The sequence below is a fragment of the Deltaproteobacteria bacterium genome, from assembly GCA_026712905.1.
Classification (GTDB): domain Bacteria; phylum Desulfobacterota; class Binatia; order UBA9968; family JAJDTQ01; genus JAJDTQ01.
Genome location: JAPOPM010000047.1, coordinates 20,270 through 40,311, shown reverse-complemented (window position 1 = coordinate 40,311; position 20,042 = coordinate 20,270). Strand labels below are relative to the sequence as shown.

The window sequence follows — 20,042 nt, the reverse complement described above, 5'->3', positions numbered from 1 at the left end:
GGAATCCAGGGGTGGGGAGGCTGCGCCAAAATTGTTACAAAGGGTATCAATGAAGAACGGAACGGAACCGGCGACCTTTGCCGCCATCGACGTCGGTTCCAACGCCATGCGCATGAAGATCGTCGGGCTGGAGCCGGACGGGGCCGTCACGACCCTGTGCCAGCAGCGGGCACCGGTGCGTTTGGGCCACGAGGTGTTTCTCACCGGCTTCCTCAACGACGGGCTTATCCAGAAGGCGGTGGAGGCTTTCGGCGAGTTCCGCGACGCCATCGACAGGTGGAAGGTGCGCTCCACCCGCGCCATCGCCACCAGCGCGACGCGCGAAGCCATCAACGGCGACGTGCTGGTGGAGCGGGTTTACAGCCGCACGGGAATCCATCTGGAGCGTATCACCGGCGCGGAGGAAGCCCGCCTCGTGCAGCTCGCGGTCTCGCGCAAGCTCAACGTGCGCGACAAGACCGCGCTGGTCATCGACATCGGCGGCGGCAGCGTCGAGTTCGACATCATCGACCACGGCTCCATCGTCTACTCCAGCAGCCTGCGCCTGGGGGCGGTGCGGATGCACGAGACCTTCCTGCGCAGCGAGCGCGTCTCCGATCTCCAGGTGCTGCTCCTGCGCGCCTACATGGACCAGTTGGTGGAGGCCACCCTGAACGAGGTCAACGAGCACGAGATCGACCTCATCGTGGGTACCGGCGGCAACGTGGAGGACCTGGCGGCCCTCATCGGCACACCTTCCAAGCGGGAGGCCGAAGGGATTCCCGAAGACGTGCGCTTCATACCGCTGCGCGGCCTGCAGACCATGCTCAAGGAGCTGTCCCGGCTCAGCGTGGCGCAGCGCCAGGACAAATACGGCATGAAGCCGGACCGCGCCGACGTGGTGCTGCCCGCCACCATCGTGCTGAGCGAGGTGGTGAGCAAGGTGCTGGGCTCACACGGAATCTACTCGCCGGACGTGGGTCTCAAGGACGGCGTGCTGGTGGAGATCATCGACCGCTTCAAGCACTCCTGGGACACCACCTCGGAGGAAACCGAGATCATCAAGGCGGCGGCGACCCTGGGACAGAAGTACCACTTCCATCTCGGCCACGCGCGCCAGGTGCGCTACCTGTCGGAGCTGCTCTTCGACCAACTGAAGCCGCTGCACGGCCTGCCGGCGGAGGCGCGCATGCTGCTGCGGGTGGCCGCGACGCTGCACGACATCGGCGACTTCGTGAGCCTTTCCGGACACCACAAGCACTCCTTCTACCTCATCCGCAACTCGGACATCGTCGGGCTCGGGGGGCGGCAGTTGGAACTCATTGCCAACGTCGCGCGCTACCACCGCAAGGCCTTCCCCAACGCCCAGAAGCACGAACCGTTCCGTGCCCTGTCCGAGAGCGAGCGGGAATGGGTGGGCAAGCTCGCCGCCATCCTGCGCGTGGCCGACGCCCTGGACCACGAGCACCGCTCCACGGTAAACGATCTCAAGGTGCGCATACAGCGGCGCTCCGTGACCATCGACCTACAGTCCATGGGTCCGTGCCTGCTGGAACGCTGGCAGATGGATGAGAAGGCCCGCCTCTTCCAGGAAGTCTTCGGCAGGAGCATCGAACTGCTGGTGAACGGCCGGGACGATGACCGGGCGGCGTGAAGCGCCCACGGCGATGTGAATCCGGCATGTGATGGCGAACCGGCAAGCACAGCGAATGAAGGGTGTGCCCTACTCGGGCCTGCGCAAGATGATGATGCGGGCCGGAGAGCTGGGACGGGAAGGCAAGCCGGTGATCCATCTGGAGATCGGCCGGCCGGACTTCGACACGCCGGCGCACATCAAGGCCGCCGCCCGGCGGGCGCTGGAGGAGGGCGAGGTCCATTATACCTCCAACTACGGCGTGTCGGAGCTCCGCCACGCCATCGCCGGCAAGCTGCGTTCCGAGAATGGCCTGGAGTTCGACGAGAACGGAGAGATCGCGGTCACCATCGGCGCCAACGAGGCGGTCTTTCTTGCCATGATGGCGTTCCTCAACGAGGGCGATGAAGTGCTGGTGCCGGACCCCTCGTGGCTCAACTACTTCTACTGCATCACCATGGCCGGCGGCGTGCCGGTGAGTGTGCCGTTGCGGGCGGAAAAGGGGTTCCGCATGGACCCCGAAGACGTGGCCCGGTTGCTGACGCCGCGCACGCGCATGATGGTGGTCATGAGCCCGCACAACCCCACCGGCGCCGTGCTCGACTTGGGCCACCTGGAGGCGCTGGCGGCCCTGGCCAGGGAGCGCGACCTGCTGGTGCTGGCCGACGAGATCTACGAGAAGATGCTGTACGACGGCGCCGTGCACCACAGCATCGGCGGCCTGCCGGGCATGCGCGAGCGTACCCTGCTGGTGAACGGTTTCTCCAAGAGCTACTCCATGACCGGATGGCGCCTGGGCTACGTGGCCGCGCCGCGGGACCTCATCGACGTCATGATTCGCGTGCACCAGTACACGGTGATGTGCGCCACGTCCTTCGCCCAGTACGGCGCGGTGGCGGCCTACGAGGGGCCTCAGGACTGCGTGCACGACATGCGGCGGGAGTTCACCCGCCGCCGGGAGCTGATCCTGCGCCGGCTCCAGGCCATGGAGGGCATCGATTGCCCCGTGCCCGAGGGTGCGTTCTACGCCTTCCCGTCGGTGCGGCGCCTGGGGCATTCGTGCCAGGTGGTGGCCGAGCACCTTCTGGAGGACGCGTACATCGCCACGGTGCCGGGCAGCGCGTTCGGAAAGTACGGCACGGGGCACATCCGGCTCGCGTACGCCAACTCCTACGAGAACATCGAGGAGGCCATGGACCGCATGGAGACGAGCCTGGCGAAACTATAACGAGGGGATCCATGGCGAACATTGAACTGACGTTGGCGTGTGAGGACTACGACCGCACCCGTGCCCTCAAGGATGGGTTGGTGAAGCCCGACGGCATCGATCTCAACTACGTGGCGCTGCCCGTGGAGGAGATCTTCTGGCGCATGCTTCACTTTCACGAGTTCGACGCCGCCGAGATGTCCATGGGCGCCTATCACGTGGACGCCTCGCGCGGCCACCAGCCGTTCATCGCCATCCCGGTGTTCCCGTCGCGCATGTTCCGGCACCGCTGCATCTTCGTCAACGCGGCGTCGGGCATCGAGAAACCCGAGGACTTGAAAGGCCGGCGCGTGGGCGTGCCCGAGTACACCATGACCGCGTCCGTTTGGGTGCGCGGCATGTTGCAGCACGACTTCGGCGTGGAAGCCAAAGACGTGCACTGGATCCAGGGCGGGGTGGAGCAGCCCGGGCGCAAGGACCGCGTGCCGTTCGACGCTCCGGCCGGCGTCGAGATCGACACCGAGGAAGAGCGGACCCTCGACGACATGCTGGAGAAGGGCGATATCGATGCGCTCGTGTCGGCGCGCATGCCGTCATGCTTCGTGCGCCGCGCCCCCGGCATCACCCGGCTCTTCAAGGACTGCCGCGCCGCCGAGATGGACTACTTCCGCCGCACCGGCCTGTTCCCCATCATGCACTGCATCGTGGTGCGCCGGGAGATCCACGAGGCGCACCCGTGGGTGACCCAGAACCTCTACAAGGCCTTCTGCCAGGCCAAGGACCTGTGCGCGTCGCAGATATACGATACCAACGTGCTGCGCACGCACCATCTCTGGTACCTGTTCGAATACGAGGAGACGGTGGACCTCATGGGCGAGGACTACTGGCCCTACGGCTTCGAGAGCAACCGCAAGACCCTGGAGACCTTCCACTCCTACCTGCTGGAGCAGGGCGTGATCAAGAATCCCGTGGACCTGGAAAGTCTGTACGCGTCCAACACCCGGGAAGCGTTCAAGATCTGAGGGTCGGAACGAGAACGGTTGCGCGCCGGCACACCCGGTGCGCCTACTGGAACGGCATGCCGTAGGACGGACGCACGCGGAAGTAGTCGCTGACGTACTCGTTGGCGGGGTGGCGCATCAGGCGCTCGGCGGTGCCCACCTGCTCCAGGCGGCCCTCGTGCATGAGCGCGATGCGGTCGGCCAGTTCCAGCGCATCCTCCAGGTTGTGGGTCACGAAGAGGGTGGTGAGGCGCTGGTCCCGGTGGAACGAACGGATCTCCTCGCGCACCCGCCGGCGGTTGGGCGGGTCCAGGTTGCTGAGGGGCTCGTCCATGAGCATGATCTGCGGGAACGTGGTCATGGCCCGGGCCAGGGCCACGCGCTGTTGCTGTCCGGCGGACAGTTCCGGGGGCTTACGATCGAACAGCCGTTCCTCGATGTTGAGGGCCTTGGCCAGTGGCCGGATCAGTTCGCGAATGGCCTCGACGGACCACTTGCGGATGCGCAACGGCAGCGTCAGGTTGGCGTATTTGCGGTCCTCGAAGACGCGCATGTGGGGCCACAGCGCGTAGCTCTGGAAAATGAGCTGCACGTCCCGGCGCCCGGCGGGCACGTCGTTCACCGGTACGCCGCCGATGAGCACCTCGCCCGTGTCCGGGGTCTCCAGCCCGGCGATGATGCGCAGCAGGGTGGTCTTGCCGCAACCACTCTCCCCGATGATGACCAGGAACTCGCCCTGGTCCACTTCGAGATCCAAGCCGTCCACGGCCGTCACCGATCGGAAGCGCTTGGTGATGTTGCGCAGCACGAGGTTCTTCACGCGGCCATGGTAAGGCAAAGGCCGAGGTAAGACAATCACCCATGCACAAGTCCAAGGAAACGATACAACGCCTTATACGCGCCAGCATGGGCGAGGTGAAGGCCGACCTCGTCGTGACCGGAGGGCGGCTGATCAACGTCTACAGCGGCGAGGTGCTGGAGGGCGTGGAGATGGCCGTGAGCGAGGGGCGCGTCTGTTACCTCGGCCCCAGCGCGGACCATACCCGCGGCGAGGAAACCCGGGTCATGGATGCTCGCGGCCGCTGGGTCGCGCCCGGTTTCATCGACGCGCACACCCACATCGGCCACTTCTGCCGCCCGTTCGAGCTGCTGCAGGCGTACTTGCCCCACGGCACCACCGCGCTCATGGCCTCTTGCGACGAGCACACCGTGGCCTTCGGCCTCGCCGGCATGCGGCTCTTCCTGGACGAGGTGGCGTCCCACCCGCTCCGGGTTCACACCCTGATCTCCATGGCCGCGCCGCAGGACCCGTTGCTGTGCGAGACCGAGTCGCTGTCGGACGAGGAGGTGGAGGAGGTCCTCCGCGACCCCAGGGTACTGGGCCTGGGCGAGGTGGTCTCGTGGCTGCGCCTGGTGCAGGGTGACCCGGACCTGGCGGCGCGCATCGACATGACCCTCAACCAGGGCAAGATCGTCCACGGCCATACCGCCGGGGCGCGGGACCGCCGCCTCAACGCCATCGCCGCCGCCTCGGTGTCGTCGTGCCACGAGCCCATCAACGGCGAGGACGCGCTGGCGCGCCTGCGCCTCGGCTACTGGACCATGCTGCGCGAGGGCTCCTTCCGGCAGGACCTCGAAGCCACCCTCAAGCCGCTCCTGGCCGCCGGCGTGGACACCGGCCGGGTGATCCTGGTCACCGACGGCATGGCCCCCGACGACGTCGCGACGCACGGCCACATGGACCACGTCATCCGCCGCGCCGTGGCGTGCGGCCTGAGCCCCGTGCGCGCCATCCAGGCCGCCACGCTGCACCCGGCCACCTACTCCGGTCTGGAACAGGACATCGGCGGCCTCGCGCCGGGCCGGTTCGCGGACTTCGTATTGCTGGACGACCTGGACACCGTGCGCGTCGGCGCCACCTACGTCGGTGGCGAGCCCGTGGCCGAGGCCGGCGAGTCGAACGTGGACATCGTTCCGCCGAGCTTTCCCGACGGCATGGGCCTCAAGACCGCCTTCCGTCTGCCCGTGACCGCCGAGGACATGCGCATCCGTTGCGAGGCGTCCCGCGCCCGCATCCGCGTCATGGACCTGATCAACCAGACCATTACACGGGAACGCGTCGTCGAGGTTCCGTGCGCCGGCGGGGTCCTCTCCGCGGACGTGGAAGCCGACCTCCTCAAGGTCGCTGTCTTCGACCGCCGGGAAGGCTTCAGCCCCGCCTTCGGCTTCCTGCGCGGCCTGGGGGCCGACATCGGCGCGGTGGGCACCACCGTCAACCTCGACGAGTACACACTGCTGGTGGCCGGCTCCAGCGACTACGACATGGCCTACTGCGCCAACGTGCTGCTGGAATCCGGCGGCGGCATCGCCGCCGTGGACAAGGGTCGTGTTCTCGAACAGATCCCATTTCCCATCGGCGGTCTCTTTTCCCTGGAACCCTGGCGCGAGGTGGGCGAGCGGCTCGCCGCTGTCCAGCAGATCCTGAAGGACCGCGGCAGCGCGTTCCCCAAGCCCCTCTACGCCCTGTGCTTCCTCACCTTCGTGACCCTCCCCGAACTGCGCATCACCGGCCGCGGCTTGGTGCGCGCCAAGGAACGGTGTCTCGTGCCGCTGTTGGCGGAGTGACGTCGGCCAGCCTCAACGTAGCCCGTCCAGGTACATCGGAGACTTCCGGCGTGGTTCGCCGTCGTCCTCCGTCTCACTCGAACAGTTCGAACGTACCGCGCACGCCGGCGTGGAAGCCGATGCCGGTGGTCCGGTACCCGGGGATCTCCTCGTAGTCCTTGTCGAAGAGGTTGTCGATCCGCCCGAACAGCTCCATCTGTCTGCCGAGCTTGTAGTTGGCGGCGACGTTGACGAGGACGAAGTCGTCGATCATCACGGGATCGGTCGTGCGGTTGAGCTGTTTCCCATTGTAGTCGATGCCGAGATCCACGGCCGCCCTGCCGTCCAGGAAACCGTAGCCGAGGTTGACGCTGGCTACGTGCTCGGGCCGGCGCGGGAGCGGTTGACGGTCCGGGTCCTTCGCGTCGGTGTACGTGTACTGGGCGGACAGGCTCAAGCCGTCGGCGGGCTTTGCTCTCGCGATGAGCTCCAGGCCGCGAATCCTCGATGTCCCTCCCAGGTTGTCGTAGTAATCGTCATCGCCCGTTTCGGGGTTCTGCCAATCGTAGGGGGTGCCGGCGTCATTCCAGTAGATCAGATTCGTCGGCCGGTTGTTGAAATACGTCAGGTCCAGGGAGAGCCGGCCTTCCAGCAGGTTCTGCTCCACGCCGAGGTCCCATCCCTTGCTCTCCTCGGGCTCCACATCAGGGTTCGGGCCGATGCGGCCGAACTGTTGGAACAGGTGTGACAGGGTAGGGTTCTTCACGCCCGTGCCGTAGCCGCCGTGGAAGCGCGTGCCGCTTGCGTCGACCACGTACGCCGCCGTCACCCGGAACGTCGTCGTATCCTTGAAGCGTTCGTTGTCGTCATATCGGGCGCTGCCGGATAGAAAGAGTTGTTCCCACAATCCGAGTTGGTACTCGCCGGAATAACCGTGGTTGGTGACTTCGGAGGCGCCGCCGCCGGACTTCTGCGAGTCCTTTTCCTGCTCCGCGACGAAGGTCACTGCGTGGCTCGCGTCGGGCACCGCGGTTGTCTCGAAGAAGAGGTTCGTTTCGTAGTCGAACCGTGTCTTCCTGCCGTCGTATTCATCCGTTCCCCAGCGGCTGACGACGGTCCTCCTCTTGCGGTGCACGGCCGCGCCCAAGGCATGCCGCCAATCCCCCTCGAGCAGGCTGTACTGCAACCGCCCGCGGCCCATGGCTTGGTCCGAGTCGGTGCGGTCGTCGTTGTCCGTCGGCACGTTGTCCGTTTCCACTCTCGCCTTGACGTAGCGGCCGGTGAACTCGAACTGCAGGTCGTCGGCGGGTTGCAGGCCGAGCCTGGCGCTATAGGTCCGATTCCGGTACCCGTCCTTCTCGTCTCCCGCGGCGATGGATATGCCGGAGGTGCGGAGGTCCGCCGCGCCCAGGGAGAAATGATGGCCGTGGCCTCCGCCTTGGATGCCGGCGGACACGCTGCCCGTTCCGAACGAACCGCCCTCCACGCTCACGTTCCCCGTAACCGGCCCGCGTCCCTTCTTCGTCGTGATGTGGATCACGCCGCCGATGGCGTCGCTGCCGTAGAGGCCGCTCTGCGGACCCCGGAGAATCTCGATGCGCTCGATGTCCGCGGCCAGCAGGTCCGCGAAGTTGTAGATGGCCCCGCTGCTGCTCGGGTCGTTGACTTTCACGCCGTCGATGAGGACCAGGGTGTGCCCGTGCTCCGACCCGCGGATGCGCACCGCGGTCAAGGTGCCCATGGTCCCCGAACGGTGCACCGCGATACCGGGCACGTCCCGCAGCAGGTCGGACAGGACGCGTACCTGCTTGCGCTCGATCTCCTCGGCGGTGATGACCGTGACCGCGCTGCCCACCGCCTTGGTTTCCAGCGGCACCCGGCTCGCCGAGACCACGATCTCGGGAAGCTGCTCGACATCTTGTCGGTCGTCTCCCGGCGGTGACTGGGCCGCGCCCGGTTGAAAAGTCAGAATGAGAGAGAGGGTGAGGACACCCGTGGTCAGCAACTTCATGGCAATCGTCCTTTCCCGCGAAGGCGGATTGTGGATGGAAAACGGACAGGTTTCCTGGCTCGGGCTTCCTGGCAGGCCGCTGCGGCTGCCGTCCTACTCGCCGCGCCTTCCCACCCGTCATGCGGGCAGTGGCTCGATCCGCGGTTTTCGTAGCCGTTACAGTTGCGGGGCAGCAGGGGATTCACACCCCTTTCCCTGGCATCCGTTTTTCAGGCTTTTGTCTGTGGCGGATACGGATCTCTTCGTTACGGTCTCATCGACGAACCTCCTCCAATCTGAACGCTACGGGGATCCGTACCCAGCTCGACAAGGGCGCGACCCCGCGCCGCGCCGCGTGGAACCGCCAGCGCCGCACCGCCTTCACGGCGGCTTCGTCGAGAATGTCGAAGCCCGACGTGCGTTCCACCGCGACGCGGCCCGGTGCGCCGTCCGGGTTGACGAGCACCTTGAGCAGCGTTGTGCCTTCCCAGCCGGCGCGGCGCGCCTTGCGCGGATAGCGCGGCTTGACGGTCCGCGCGTAACGGACCGGGCTGAACTCCCCACCGGCCGTGACCTGCGCCGCGGGCGTGCCGCGAGCCATGTCGCGCGCGCCTTCGGCTTCCTGGTCCGAAGGGACGGTGCCGGCGTTCAATGGATCTGCCGCCGCACCATCAGCGCCTTCCACCGTGTCCGGCTGGGCGGGCTCCTCTCTCCGTACCAGGGCTCGCGTTCGCCGCGGTTTCGGCGCCGGTTCGGTGCGAGCGGGCGTGGCCGCGACCGGTTTCGTCCGACTCGGTTCGGTGGCTGGCTTGGGCCGTGTCGCCGCCACCACGGGCTTTGATGCAACCGGTGTGGCTTTGGACACGCGTGCCGGCGGCAGGGGCTCGGCGCGCGGCGGCTGCGATGTGACGCGCCGCGGGTCGGTCCGTGCCTGGCGCGCCTTCCCGTGTCGTTTGGTCTGTTCGTTCCGCGGTGGCGACCGCTTAACGGCATCGCTCGCGGGCGCCCCGACGAACCGCACCCGCACGAGCAGCAGGTCGTCCGCGTCCGCACCCCCGGCGCCCATGGGCAAGGGCACCCACAACAGCGCGGCGTGGAACACCGCGGACCCCAACAGGCAGTACAGAAGACGGCGCACGTCGTCCTCGGCGATCCGGGGCCGGTCAGAGAGGACCGGGCCCGACGGAAGCGGGAACGAGCGCGGCTATGGGTTGAGTGCTGATGGCGAGACCCCCTCTCTCCTCGGAGAGCACGGTTGCGTCGTGTCCTCAGGTAGGTCTCCTGGCTCATGGGCTGGCCGCGTGGACCGCCTTGCCGCCTTCCCGTTCCTACGTGGGGAACAGTGGCACCCTGGCAAGGGTTCCCATCTACAGTGGCGGGACCGCACCGGCTTTAAACCGGTTTCCCTGTTATCCCCTAAGGGACCTGAGGACCGGGCGGCCGGAAGGGCCGCCCCTGAACTAGTGTCCTGTCCGGTTCATTCGAAAGAACCGGACAGGACACTAGGGTATGTAGTCGCGCGGGGAGACCTTGTCAAGACGGAGAGTCTCCCCGATGAGCGAGGCTCCGGACCGGGTGGAGCCTACCCCACGCCGGCTGCCTTCATGTCGTCGATGTAGGCCTTGAACCCTTCCTCCACGGTGTACTCGGGCTCCCAGCCGAGCACTTCCTTGGCGCGGGTGACGACCATGGGCTGCTTGGAGGAGCGCGGCGGCTTGCCGGGAATGATCTCCACGTCCAGCTTGGGCAGGAGCCCCTGAACCAGCGAAACCAGGTCGTCGAAGGTGACCACCACGCCGGTGCCGATGTTGAAGGTAGTCTCCGCCGGGGCCGGGATGGTGGCGGCCAGCTCGAGGGCCCGGCCCACGTCCTTGAAGTAGACGTATTCGAAGTCGCGCGTGGATTCCTGCGGGATGTGGGCGACGCGGCCGGTGAGGCCGGATTCCACCAGGTTCTGCAACATCTCGCCTCCGGCCGAGCCGCCCGCGAAGTGGCCGAAACCGAACACGTTGGCCAGCCGCAGCACGATGAGCTCGAAGCCGTAGAGTTGCTGATAGGCCTCCACCATGAGCTCCTTGGCCACCTTGGAGTTGCCGTAGGCGTTGCCGTCGCCCCGGTTGAACCCTTCGCCGATGGCCTCGTCGCCCTCCATGCGGCGGTTGTACACGCCCATGGTGCTGATCTGGATCAGCCGCTTGACGCCGGTGAGGCGCACGGCCTCGGCCACGTTGACCGTGCCCATGACGTTGATCTGGAGACCGCTGTAGACCGGATTGGCCACCGCGCCGCCGATGAGGCCGGCGGTGTGCAGCACCGTGTCCACGTTGTGGGTCTGCATGGCGTCGATCAGCCCGGGCAGGTCCCGGATGTCGCGCTTCAATACGGTTACGTCGACCTTGCCCAGCTTGCGTTCGAGAAAGTCCATCCTCGGCGCCATGTCGTAAAAGACTATTTTCTCGCCCCGCTGCAGCGCGCGCTGCGCGAAGGCGGTGCCCACCAAGCCGATGCCGGTAATCAGAGTGCTCATCCAGGCTCCCTTCTCGTCAGGTGTTGTTGCACAAGTACGTGCATCAAGCCCGCCGGGCTGTCAAGGCGCGTTGCCGGAAGACCGCGGACCCGAAGGGGCGGGCGGGTGGTTGTCCGTTGGGCGTGGGCACCGTCCGCGGCCGTCATGCCGGCCCGCTCACCGCCACCAGCCAGTCGTCCGCGATGCGCCGGACCGTGGCGCGCACCTCGTAGACCTCGGCCATGCGCTCGGCCGTGAGGGTCTGTGCCGGTGGGCCGTCCGCGACGATGCGACCGTCGCGCATCCACGCCAGCCGGTCGGCGAAGCGCGCGGCCAGGGCGGCCTCGTGCAACACCACCAGGGCGCCGTTGCCGGCGTCCGTGTAGGCGCGGATCAGGCTCAGGACCTGGTACTGGTGGAGCGGGTCCAGGGCCTCGGTGGGCTCGTCGGCGAGGAGAATGGGCGCTTCCCCCGCCATGGCACGGGCCATGTGGGCGCGGCACAGCTCCCCGCCCGAAAGGGTATCGCACGGCCGGTCGGCGAGCCGTTGGAGGTCACAGGCGGCCAGCGCGCGTTCCACGGCGCCGGCGTCTTCGTTCCCCAGCCGTCCGGGCGAGGCGCCATGGGCGAAGCGCCCCAGGGCCACCATGTCGCGCACCCGCAGGGGCCAGGCCAGCGACCGGGACTGCGGCAGATAGGAGAGGCGGCGGGCGCGCTCGGCGGGGGCGAGAAGGGCCGGGTCGTCGCCGTCCAGCCGGACGCTGCCCCGGCGGCGGTTCACGAGGCCGAGCACGGCTCTCAGCAGCATGGTCTTGCCGGCCCCGTTGGGACCAAGCAGCACCACGAGCTCCCCCGGCATCACCCGCAGCGACGCGCCGCGCAAGACGTCATGCTGTCCCAGGGTCACTTCGATGTCGCGCGCGCACAGCTCAGCCACGGGTCACCCGCCTTCTCGCGGCGATCCAGATGAACACCGGTGCGCCCAGGAGCGCCGCCACCACCCCGAGCTTCAACTCGGCGTCCGTCGGCGCCACCCGAACGCCGATGTCGGCCAATACCAGGATCAGGCCCGCCAGCAAGGCCGACGGCGCCAGGGTACGGGCCGGGTCGTGGTTCACCAGGGGCCGCACGAGGTGCGGCGCCACGATGCCGACGAAGCCGATGGCGCCGGCGATGGCCACCGCCGCACCGGTGGCGAGACCCGCGCCCAGCACCACCAGCCGGCGGGTGCGAGGAAGGTCGACACCCACGCCCGCCGCGCCCTCCTCGCCCAGGGTCAAGGCGGAGAGTCCGCGCCGCCCGGCGAAGAGGATCGCCAGGCCCGCCACCAGGAACGGGGCCGCGGGCAGCAGGTCGTCGAAGCTCCGGTTGGCGACCGTCCCGAGCATCCAGTTCAGCATGTCCGACAGGGAGAACGGGTGCGGCGCCAGATTCATCAGCAGCGCCGTCAGCGAACCGGCAAAGCTCGACAGCCCGACCCCCACGAGGATGAGCGTCACCACCGAACCCACTCTCCGGGCCGCCGCCGTCAGAACGGCGGTGGCGGCCAACGCGCCCGCGACGGCGGCCATGGGCAACGCGAGCGCGCCGGCGCTGGCGATCCCGTAGTAGATCACCGAAGTGGCGCCGAGGGCGGCGGCGGCGGAGACGCCCAGGACGCCCGGCTCGGCCAAGGGATTGCGCAGAAGCCCTTGCAGCGCCGCGCCCGACGCACCCAGCGCGGCGCCCACCACCAGCGCCGCCACCGCTCGCGGCAGCCGGATCTCCCACACCACGACGCGGTCCCCGACCGATCCTCCTCCCGCCAGGGCGGCAAGAATGCGGTCCACTCCCAGTGATGTGGAACCCACCAGGCACGCCGCGGCCAGAGCCGTGAGGACCGCTGCCGCCAGCACCAGGAGCACGCCCCGGTCCGTCACGGCTCGGCCCGCGTCGACGCCCCGCGGCGGAGGGTCGCCAATGCCGCGACGGCGTCGGCCACGAACCAGCCGCCGCACGATGTGGTGGCGCCGTCCAGGGCAGCGAGGGGAACGGCGCGTAGGGTGCGCCGGACCACGGGATGACGGAACGAGGTCCAGGCGTCGTCGTGGTTGGTGCCCTCGCCGAAGTCGGCCCGGGCCACGAGTGCCGGGGTGTCGTAGGCCAAGGCTTCCAGTGGAATCGGCTGCCAGCCCGACCGTGATTGGAAGTTATCGAGACCCGCGGCGGTCAGAACGTCGTGCACGAGAGTGCCGGGGCCTGCCGAATAGCCGGCGGGCGTCATGTACAACGCGTGCGCTTCCGGGCCGGGCATGCGCGCCGCGCGCAGCCGCGCGTCCATCCCGGCGATCAAGGCTTCGCCTCGTTCCGGCAACCCGAGCCCCCGGGCGGCGTGGCGGATCACCGCCCGCGCGCCGGCGATGTCGTCCGCGAACGGGATCTGCAACACCGGCACGCCGGCCCGCTCGAAGAATGTCCGCGCGTTGGGGCCGCCGCCGTACGAGCGCACCACGAGGCCCGGCTTGAGTGCCAGCACGTCTTCAGCCCGTGGACGAACCCTGGGCAACCCATCGGCGGCGGCGCGCATGTATGAGAAGGCCGCCCCGGCGTCGGGCGAGACCGCCAGGATGTCCGCGCGGTCGGCGAGTCCAAGCACGAACTGGTCCGCGCAGTAGTCCAGGCTCACGATGCGCCGGCCGGACGACTTGGCCGGGGGTGGGGGTTGGCAGGCGGCGAGAAAGAGGCATGCGACCAACGCGCCAGGCAATATCGTCATCTGTAGCTGTTGCTTGAAATCCGCGTACATGAGTGGTTCGGCCTTACGGTTCGGCGGCAAGCGTTTGCCCCGTTCGCATCATGAGGAACCATGCCTGTCCGGCCTTTGTATTGGAAACGTGGCGGCGTCTCAATGTCCGGAACCGGCGGAACCGGCCGGAATGAGCCGGAAATGCTGGGACGGCCCGGAGCACGTGCAGCGCACGGCCGATCCAACGGTGTGGTTTGTCGTGTCATCGAACATGGGCTAGACTCGCCGCACTATTTTCCCCGGGAGGGCTACAGGAACATGATCATTCCCACGGAACCCATCGGCAGCATTCCCCGGCCGGGCTATCTCATCGACGCCATGGGCGCGCACGGCGCCGGCCGGCTCGACGACGCGGGGCTGGCCCAGGCGATGGACCAGGCGGTGGCGGAGACGGTGGCGGCCATGGAGGCCACGGGGTCGCCGGTCATCACCGACGGCGAGCAGTCGAAGCCGAGCTTCGCCACCTATCCGCTGGCGGGGCTCGGAGCGCTCGCACCCGACGGGGTCGTGATCCCGTTCGAGGACGGACACACGCGGCAGCTCCCGCGCCTCACGGCGGGTCCGTTTCGCTACACGACCTATTCCGGAGCCTACGTGACCGCGGCGAAGCGGCATGCCAGCCGGCCGGTCAAGCAGGCGGTCATCGCGCCCTCCGCCATCAGCCTGATCTACCCCCAGGACGGCATCGACGGCTACTCGCGCGACGCCTTCATCGCCGACCTCGTGAACGAGTGCGAGAAGGACATCCGGTCGGCGTTCGAGGCTGGCGCGGACAGCGTCCAGATCGACTTCACCGAGGGACGGCTGTGCTGCAAGCTGGACCCGTCGCGCGGGTTGCTGAAGAACTTCGTGGCGCTCAACAACACGGTGCTGGAACGCTTCTCCGAGGCTGACCGTGGCCGCATCGGCGTGCATACGTGTCCGGGCGGCGACCAGGACTCCACGCATTCCGCGGACGTGGACTACGCCGAGTTGCTGCCGGACCTGTTCGCCATCAACGCCGGACGTTTCTTCGTGCAGATGGCCAGCGAAGCCGACCGCCCGCGCGTTCTCGACATCATCGCCCGCGAACGCCGCGCCGGCCAGATGGTGTTCGTCGGCGTCACCGATCCCATCGATCCGGGCGTCGAGAGCGCGGAAGAGGTCTGCGAGCGCATCCTGGAGGCGGCGAAGCACCTGGGGACGGACGCGCTCGGCGCCACCGACGACTGCGGCTTTTCTCCCTTTGGCGATGACGTCTCCACCGCGCGCGATACCGCTTTCGCCAAGATTCGCGCGCGGGTGGAGGGCGCGAAGCTGGCGGGAGAGCGGCTTGGATGACGAGACTCACGCCGTTCTCGCGCCTACCGGAAGGTGACTCGTGTTCCATGTCCCGCCCGTCTCCCACGCGCTCGACGACGCGATCCAGCGCGCCATCGACGGCAAGACCAAGCCCCCGGGCGCCCTGGGAGTCCTGGAGACCGTCGGCGCGCAGGTCGCGCGCGTTCAGAACACCCTGACTCCGAGGCTGCGCCACTGCCGCCTTACCATCTTCGCCGGCGACCACGGAGTCGCCGCGGAGGGTGTGTCTCTCTACCCGCAGGCCGTGACCCGTCAGATGGTGGCGAATTTCCTTGCCGGCGGCGCGGCCGCCAACGTGTTCGCACGCGCCAACGGCGTGGACCTGCAGGTCGTGGACGCCGGGGTCGCCGGCGACCCGATGGAGGCGCCGGGGCTCGTGTCCCGGCGCATCGCCGCGGGCACGCGCAACTGCGCGGTGGAGCCGGCCATGTCCCCGGAGCAATGCGAAGAAGCGCTGAGCGCGGGCGAGGAGCTCGGCGCCGCGGTGGCGGCGGACGCCGCGGCCTTCGGGGAGATGGGAATCGGCAACACCTCCTCGGCTACGCTGGTGGCCCACAAGCTTACGGGCGCGGGTTTGGACTCGCTCGTGGGGCGTGGAGCCGGCCTCGACGACGCCGGCCTGGAGCGAAAGCGTGAGGTCCTGGAACGCGCGGCCCGGCGCACCGCCGCGCGGCTCGACGGCCAGGACGCCTTGCGCGAATACGGCGGCTTCGAGATGGCCATGATGGCCGGAGCCATGCTGGGGGCGGCCCGTGCCGGGGCGGTGGTGTTGGTGGACGGTTTTATCGCCGGCGCGGTCGCGCTGGCCGCGGTGCGGTTGACGCCCGCGTTGCGGGACTACCTCGTCTTCGCCCACCGCTCCGCCGAGCACGGCCACGGTGCGGTGCTGCTGGCCTTGGAGGCGCGCCCATTGCTGGCCTTCGACATGCGCCTCGGTGAAGGCACCGGCGCGCTGCTCGCCTGGCCGGTGCTCAAGTGTGCGGCGGCCATGCTTTCGGAGATGGCGAGCTTCGAAAGCGCCGGCGTGAGCGGTCCGGTGTGATGGGCCGCCCTTCGACTTCGCTTCGCTACGTTCAGGACGAACGGATGTCCGTGTTTCCCTGGGGGATGGCGCGAGGTGCGTGAACAATGGGCGGTGTTCCTTATGGCGGTCCAGTTTCTCACGCGAGTTCCGGTGTCGTCGGCCGATCTCTTCACGGAGGCGCGCCTTGCGGCCGCCGTGCGATACTATCCGCTGGTGGGCGTCTTGGTGGGCGCGGTCGCGGGCGCGGTATTCTGGCTCGCGCACCTCGTCTTTCCGATCACCCTGGCGGTCGTGCTTGCCACCGTAGCGTCGCTGTGGGTCACCGGCGCGTTCCATGAGGACGGATTCGCCGACGCCTGCGACGGGCTTGGCGGCGGCGCCACGCGCGAGCAGGCGCTGGAGATCATGCGTGACAGCCGCCTCGGCACCTACGGCGCGTCCGGCCTCGGCCTGTTGCTGGCCATCAAGATACTGGCCCTGGCGGCGGCGCCGGCGGTGGTGATCCCGTGGCTCCTGGTGGCGGCCCACGCCGCGAGCGGCGCCTCGGCCGTGATTGCCATTGCGACGGGCCGGTACGCGAGGGAGGCCGGCGCGGCCAAGCCGGTGGCGGACGGCGTGGCTTCCGTGGGCCTGGCGCTGGCGCTGGCCACCGGGGCCGCGGCTGTGGCGCCGTCGTGGCATCTGGCGTCGCCGGTCGCGATGCTGGCCGCACTCGCGGGGCTTGTGCTCGGTCACCTTGTCATGCGCGGGTTGTACGAACGAAAACTCGGCGGATATACCGGGGATTGCCTCGGGGCCGTGCAACAGACCAGCGAGGTGGGGTACTATCTCGGTGCCGTGGCGGTTCTGTAGCGTACGAAAGGACCGGCATCTCCGCATTCCAGGGTGTGTCGGACTCCGCTGGAGAAGATGTGGCACCCACGACCCGGAAGTGTCATTCCCGCATTCCAGGGTGTGCCAAAACGTCGTCCGGGCAAGAATTGGCGCCAATTCCCCAAGCCGTCAATTGGCGCCAACCCCCCAAGTCGTCAATTGGCGCCAACCCTCCAAGTCGTCATTCCCGCGGAAGCGGGAATCCAGGGGCGGTGGAGGGGCACTACAGCGGCGTTGCCCCGCCTCCCACCCCTGGATTCCCGCTTCCGCGGGAATGACGTTCCGATACGTGGTCGCCTCACGGGTTTTGACACAGCATGCTTCTGCGGGAATGACGTTCCGTTTACGTAGTTGCCTCATGAGTTTCGACACCGGCTGTTCCGCGGGAATGACGTTCCGTTACGTAGTCGCCTCACGGATCTTGACACAGCGTGCTTGGCGGGAGTGACGTTCCGTTACGTAGTGGCCTCATGAGTCTTGACACAGCCTGGAAAGCAGGAGGGTTGTCCGAAACCATGCGCCTGATTCTCATTCGTCATACCCGGCCCGCGGTCGGTGACAACCTGTGTTACGGCGTCACGGACGTGGACGTGGCGCCGACGTTCGAGCAGGAGGCGGCGCGCGTGGTGGCGAGCCTGCCGGCGGTGGAACGGTTGGTGACCAGCCCGTTGCGGCGCTGTACGCGGTTGGCGGAGCGGATCGGCGCCGCGCGCGGTCTCGTTCCGGCGGTGGACGAGAGGCTTCGGGAAATGGATTTCGGCCGCTGGGAAGGGCTGTCGTGGGAGGCCGTCGAACGGGTCGAACTGGATGCCTGGGCGGCGGATTTTTTTCACGCCCGGCCCCATGGGGGCGAGAGTGTGCGGATGGTGGTCGAACGGGTCGGCGCGGCGCTGGCGGACATCGGGCGCAGCGGCGTGGCGCATGCGCTCGTGACCCATGGTGGCATCATCAAGGTGGCGCGCGCGTTCGTGGGCGATGCGGACGCATGGACGGAACGGGTGGATTTCGGCGCCATGGTGGAGATGGAGACTCTGGTGGACCTCGACATGGTCCGGTTCAATTCAGGTGATCGGGGATCATGGAATTGACGCGGTTCCCAGCACGGCATGGCGGCGACCTCTCGGTTGCCCGGCGGGCCTTCGGCGCCCCCGCGGGCGGGTGGCTCGACCTGTCCACGGGCGTCAACCCCTGGCCCTATCCATGCGGCGACATCGACCCGGAAACACTGACCCGCCTGCCACAGGATGACGCTCTGGAGGCACTGCTGGTGGCGGCGCGCCGTGCCTACGGAATCCCTCCCGACAGCCGCTTGGTCGCCGCGCCCGGAAGCCAGGCGCTGATCCAGGCGCTACCCGGAATGCGGCCCCGGTCCCGCGTCGCGGTTCTGGCGCCTACCTACGAAGAACACGCCGTGGCATGGCGCGGGCTGGGGCACGCCGTCGACGAGGTTGCCAGCCTCGCGGACTGCCGCGATGCCGACGTGGCGGTCGTGGTGAACCCGAACAATCCCGACGGCCGCGTGACCGACCGAGTCACGCTCGGCGCCGTCGCCGAACGATTGGCGGCGCGCGGCGGCTGGCTTGTCGTCGACGAGACCTTCGCCGACGTGGCGCCGGAGGCGAGCCTGGCGTCGACGCCGGGCCTTGCCAACACGCTCGTGATCCGCTCGTTCGGCAAGTTCTTCGGCTTGCCCGGTCTGCGCCTCGGCTTCATCACCGGGCCGCCGGCGTTGGTGGACCCCATCGGGCGTCGTCTCGGACCCTGGGCGGTCTCGGGGCCCGCCCTGGACATCGGCCGGCGCGCGTTGGCCGACACCGAGTGGGCCACCGGGACCCGCCGCCGGTTGGAAGCCATGCGGCGGGAGCTCGATGCCGTTCTCGCGGAGCGCGGTCTGACCGTGATCGGCGGCACGGATCTGTTCCGCCTCGTGGAGACCGCGGCCGCCTGTGCTCTCCATCGCGGCGTTGGCCGGGCCGGGGTCCTCGTTCGTTCCTTCGAGCGCCATCCGTGCTGGCTTCGGGTGGGTCTCCCGCCCTCCGGGGAAGCTCTCCAACGGCTCTCGGTCGAGTTGAAAAAGGCGTTGCCGTTGCCGGACGTTGACGTTCGAGAACGGAGATGAGCCTTTCCGACACCGCCGCGCTCTTGTTGGCGGCGATGCTGCTGGACGCGGTGATCGGCGATCCGCGTTGGCTCTACCGGATCATCCCGCACCCCACGGTGGTCATGGGCCGGGCGCTGTCGTTCTGTGACCGTCTGTTCAACCGGGCGGAATCTGGCAGCATGACGCGTCGTGTCGCGGGCGCGGTGTCGACGCTGGCCGTGGTGCTGTCGTTCGGCGCGCTGGGCGTCCTCGTCAGCGCCGCGCTGAGCCGCGGCTGGGGCGGTTTCTGGCTGGAGGCGTTTCTGGCATCGGTGCTGATCGCCCAGAACAGCCTCTACCGCCATGTGGCCGACGTCGCCACGGCGCTGGAACGGGGCGGGGTCGAGTCCGGTCGCGACGCCGTGGCCCATGTCGTCGGCCGTGATCCCGAGTCCCTCGACCTCCACGGCGTCGCCCGGAGCGCCGTGGAATCGCTGGCCGAGAACTTCAACGACGGCGTGGTGGCGCCGGTGCTGTGGGGCCTGCTCTTCGGTTTCCCGGGCATCGTGGCCTACAAGGCCCTGAACACCGCGGACAGCATGATTGGTCATCTCGATTCGCGCTACCGCGACTTCGGCTGGGCGGCCGCCCGTCTGGACGACGTGGCCAACTGGTTGCCCGCGCGCGTGGCCGGAGTCCTGCTGGCCGCATCCGGCGGACAATGGGGTGTCCGGCGCGTTGCGCATGCCCTGGGGATCATGCGGCGGGACGGCGGCGCCCACCGTTCGGTCAACGCCGGCTATCCGGAAGGCGCGATGGCCGGGGCCTTGGACCTGCGGTTGGCCGGACCGCGCCGTTACAAGGGAGTCGTCACCGCGGACCCGTGGCTGGGGGAGGGGACTGCGGCGGCTACGGAGAATGACATCCGGCGGGGTCTGCGGGTCTATGTCGGCGCCTGCCTGCTGTTGGCCGTGTTGGTCGGGGTGCCTTGGGTTGCGGGCGCGGAGCGCTGACGCCGT

At 68.2% G+C, this 20,042-nt stretch carries 17 protein-coding genes and 2 riboswitches; of the genes, 10 read left to right on the top strand and 7 right to left on the bottom strand.

The features are described from left to right. The first annotated feature begins 49 nt into the window (after positions 1 to 49). The 3 genes from OXF11_03765 to OXF11_03755 are packed head-to-tail and all read left to right on the top strand — an operon-like array spanning position 50 to position 3,841. Complete coding sequence (locus tag OXF11_03765; protein ID MCY4486217.1) at positions 50 to 1,633, top strand: Ppx/GppA phosphatase family protein; 1,584 nt, start codon at positions 50 to 52, stop codon at positions 1,631 to 1,633. A 31-nt stretch (positions 1,634 to 1,664) separates the two neighbouring features. After that, on the top strand, positions 1,665 to 2,840 hold the full coding sequence (locus tag OXF11_03760) for a pyridoxal phosphate-dependent aminotransferase (protein MCY4486216.1): 1,176 nt from the start codon (positions 1,665 to 1,667) through the stop codon (positions 2,838 to 2,840). 11 nt (positions 2,841 to 2,851) lie between these two features. Then, positions 2,852 to 3,841, top strand: a complete 990-nt coding sequence (locus tag OXF11_03755) for an ABC transporter substrate-binding protein (GenBank protein MCY4486215.1) — start codon at positions 2,852 to 2,854, stop codon at positions 3,839 to 3,841. Positions 3,842 to 3,884: 43 nt separating this feature from the next. On the opposite strand, the gene OXF11_03750 is transcribed toward OXF11_03755, so the two are convergent. Further along, on the bottom strand, positions 3,885 to 4,628 hold the full coding sequence (locus tag OXF11_03750) for an ABC transporter ATP-binding protein (protein ID MCY4486214.1): 744 nt from the start codon (positions 4,626 to 4,628) through the stop codon (positions 3,885 to 3,887). 53 nt (positions 4,629 to 4,681) lie between these two features. Here OXF11_03750 and OXF11_03745 point away from each other — a divergent pair, with 53 nt between their 5' ends. After that, a complete protein-coding gene (locus OXF11_03745; GenBank protein ID MCY4486213.1) occupies positions 4,682 to 6,445 on the top strand; it encodes an amidohydrolase family protein in 1,764 nt (587 codons plus the stop codon). A 73-nt stretch (positions 6,446 to 6,518) separates the two neighbouring features. Here OXF11_03745 and OXF11_03740 read toward each other — a convergent pair whose 3' ends face one another. The 6 genes from OXF11_03740 to OXF11_03715 form a co-directional block, all read right to left on the bottom strand. Continuing rightward, entirely contained in the window at positions 6,519 to 8,435 is a 1,917-nt protein-coding gene (locus OXF11_03740) for a TonB-dependent receptor (GenBank protein ID MCY4486212.1), read from the bottom strand. 26 nt (positions 8,436 to 8,461) lie between these two features. Next, positions 8,462 to 8,656, bottom strand: a riboswitch (cobalamin riboswitch). A gap of 32 nt (positions 8,657 to 8,688) precedes the next feature. Then, positions 8,689 to 9,552 (bottom strand): energy transducer TonB, encoded by an 864-nt coding sequence (locus OXF11_03735; protein ID MCY4486211.1) that lies wholly within the window; start codon positions 9,550 to 9,552, stop codon positions 8,689 to 8,691. A gap of 115 nt (positions 9,553 to 9,667) precedes the next feature. Next, positions 9,668 to 9,858, bottom strand: a riboswitch (cobalamin riboswitch). A 138-nt stretch (positions 9,859 to 9,996) separates the two neighbouring features. Further along, positions 9,997 to 10,941 (bottom strand): NAD(P)-dependent oxidoreductase, encoded by a 945-nt coding sequence (locus OXF11_03730; protein ID MCY4486210.1) that lies wholly within the window; start codon positions 10,939 to 10,941, stop codon positions 9,997 to 9,999. A 142-nt stretch (positions 10,942 to 11,083) separates the two neighbouring features. After that, positions 11,084 to 11,857 carry an ABC transporter ATP-binding protein gene (locus OXF11_03725; protein ID MCY4486209.1) on the bottom strand — a complete coding sequence of 258 codons (774 nt, stop codon included), beginning with the start codon at positions 11,855 to 11,857 and terminating at the stop codon, positions 11,084 to 11,086. After that, positions 11,850 to 12,839, bottom strand: a complete 990-nt coding sequence (locus OXF11_03720; GenBank protein MCY4486208.1) for an iron ABC transporter permease — start codon at positions 12,837 to 12,839, stop codon at positions 11,850 to 11,852. The genes OXF11_03725 and OXF11_03720 overlap by 8 nt, the downstream gene beginning before the upstream one ends. After that, positions 12,836 to 13,675, bottom strand: coding sequence for an ABC transporter substrate-binding protein (locus OXF11_03715; GenBank protein MCY4486207.1), 840 nt, complete (start codon positions 13,673 to 13,675; stop codon positions 12,836 to 12,838). Before OXF11_03715 ends, OXF11_03720 begins: the two co-directional genes overlap by 4 nt. Before the next feature lie 288 nt (positions 13,676 to 13,963). On the opposite strand from OXF11_03715, the gene OXF11_03710 reads away from it, so the two are divergent. The 6 genes from OXF11_03710 (at position 13,964) to cbiB (ending at position 20,036) form a co-directional block, all read left to right on the top strand. Then, a complete protein-coding gene (locus OXF11_03710) occupies positions 13,964 to 15,025 on the top strand; it encodes a cobalamin-independent methionine synthase II family protein (GenBank protein ID MCY4486206.1) in 1,062 nt (353 codons plus the stop codon). Between the two features lie 40 nt (positions 15,026 to 15,065). Continuing rightward, positions 15,066 to 16,088, top strand: coding sequence for a nicotinate-nucleotide--dimethylbenzimidazole phosphoribosyltransferase (cobT, locus tag OXF11_03705; GenBank protein ID MCY4486205.1), 1,023 nt, complete (start codon positions 15,066 to 15,068; stop codon positions 16,086 to 16,088). A 75-nt stretch (positions 16,089 to 16,163) separates the two neighbouring features. Then, the gene (gene cobS, locus OXF11_03700) at positions 16,164 to 16,922 is read left to right on the top strand and encodes an adenosylcobinamide-GDP ribazoletransferase (protein MCY4486204.1); all 759 of its coding nucleotides are present in this window, start codon (positions 16,164 to 16,166) and stop codon (positions 16,920 to 16,922) included. 536 nt (positions 16,923 to 17,458) lie between these two features. After that, positions 17,459 to 18,031, top strand: coding sequence for an alpha-ribazole phosphatase family protein (locus OXF11_03695; protein ID MCY4486203.1), 573 nt, complete (start codon positions 17,459 to 17,461; stop codon positions 18,029 to 18,031). Continuing rightward, entirely contained in the window at positions 18,022 to 19,062 is a 1,041-nt protein-coding gene (gene cobD / locus OXF11_03690; protein ID MCY4486202.1) for a threonine-phosphate decarboxylase CobD, read from the top strand. The genes OXF11_03695 and cobD overlap by 10 nt, the downstream gene beginning before the upstream one ends. Then, on the top strand, positions 19,059 to 20,036 hold the full coding sequence (cbiB, locus tag OXF11_03685) for an adenosylcobinamide-phosphate synthase CbiB (GenBank protein MCY4486201.1): 978 nt from the start codon (positions 19,059 to 19,061) through the stop codon (positions 20,034 to 20,036). The genes cobD and cbiB overlap by 4 nt, the downstream gene beginning before the upstream one ends. The last annotated feature ends 6 nt before the right edge of the window (positions 20,037 to 20,042 follow it).

Coding starts and splice junctions, on each gene's coding strand:
- OXF11_03740 (MCY4486212.1), bottom strand. CDS start 8,435: ATGAAGTTGCTGACCACGGGTGTCCTCACCCTCTCTCTCATTCTGACT.
- OXF11_03695 (MCY4486203.1), top strand. CDS start 17,459: ATGCGCCTGATTCTCATTCGTCATACCCGGCCCGCGGTCGGTGACAAC.
- OXF11_03755 (MCY4486215.1), top strand. CDS start 2,852: ATGGCGAACATTGAACTGACGTTGGCGTGTGAGGACTACGACCGCACC.
- OXF11_03715 (MCY4486207.1), bottom strand. CDS start 13,675: ATGACGATATTGCCTGGCGCGTTGGTCGCATGCCTCTTTCTCGCCGCC.
- OXF11_03745 (MCY4486213.1), top strand. CDS start 4,682: ATGCACAAGTCCAAGGAAACGATACAACGCCTTATACGCGCCAGCATG.
- OXF11_03710 (MCY4486206.1), top strand. CDS start 13,964: ATGATCATTCCCACGGAACCCATCGGCAGCATTCCCCGGCCGGGCTAT.
- cobD (MCY4486202.1), top strand. CDS start 18,022: ATGGAATTGACGCGGTTCCCAGCACGGCATGGCGGCGACCTCTCGGTT.
- OXF11_03730 (MCY4486210.1), bottom strand. CDS start 10,941: ATGAGCACTCTGATTACCGGCATCGGCTTGGTGGGCACCGCCTTCGCG.
- OXF11_03765 (MCY4486217.1), top strand. CDS start 50: ATGAAGAACGGAACGGAACCGGCGACCTTTGCCGCCATCGACGTCGGT.
- cbiB (MCY4486201.1), top strand. CDS start 19,059: ATGAGCCTTTCCGACACCGCCGCGCTCTTGTTGGCGGCGATGCTGCTG.
- OXF11_03760 (MCY4486216.1), top strand. CDS start 1,665: ATGGCGAACCGGCAAGCACAGCGAATGAAGGGTGTGCCCTACTCGGGC.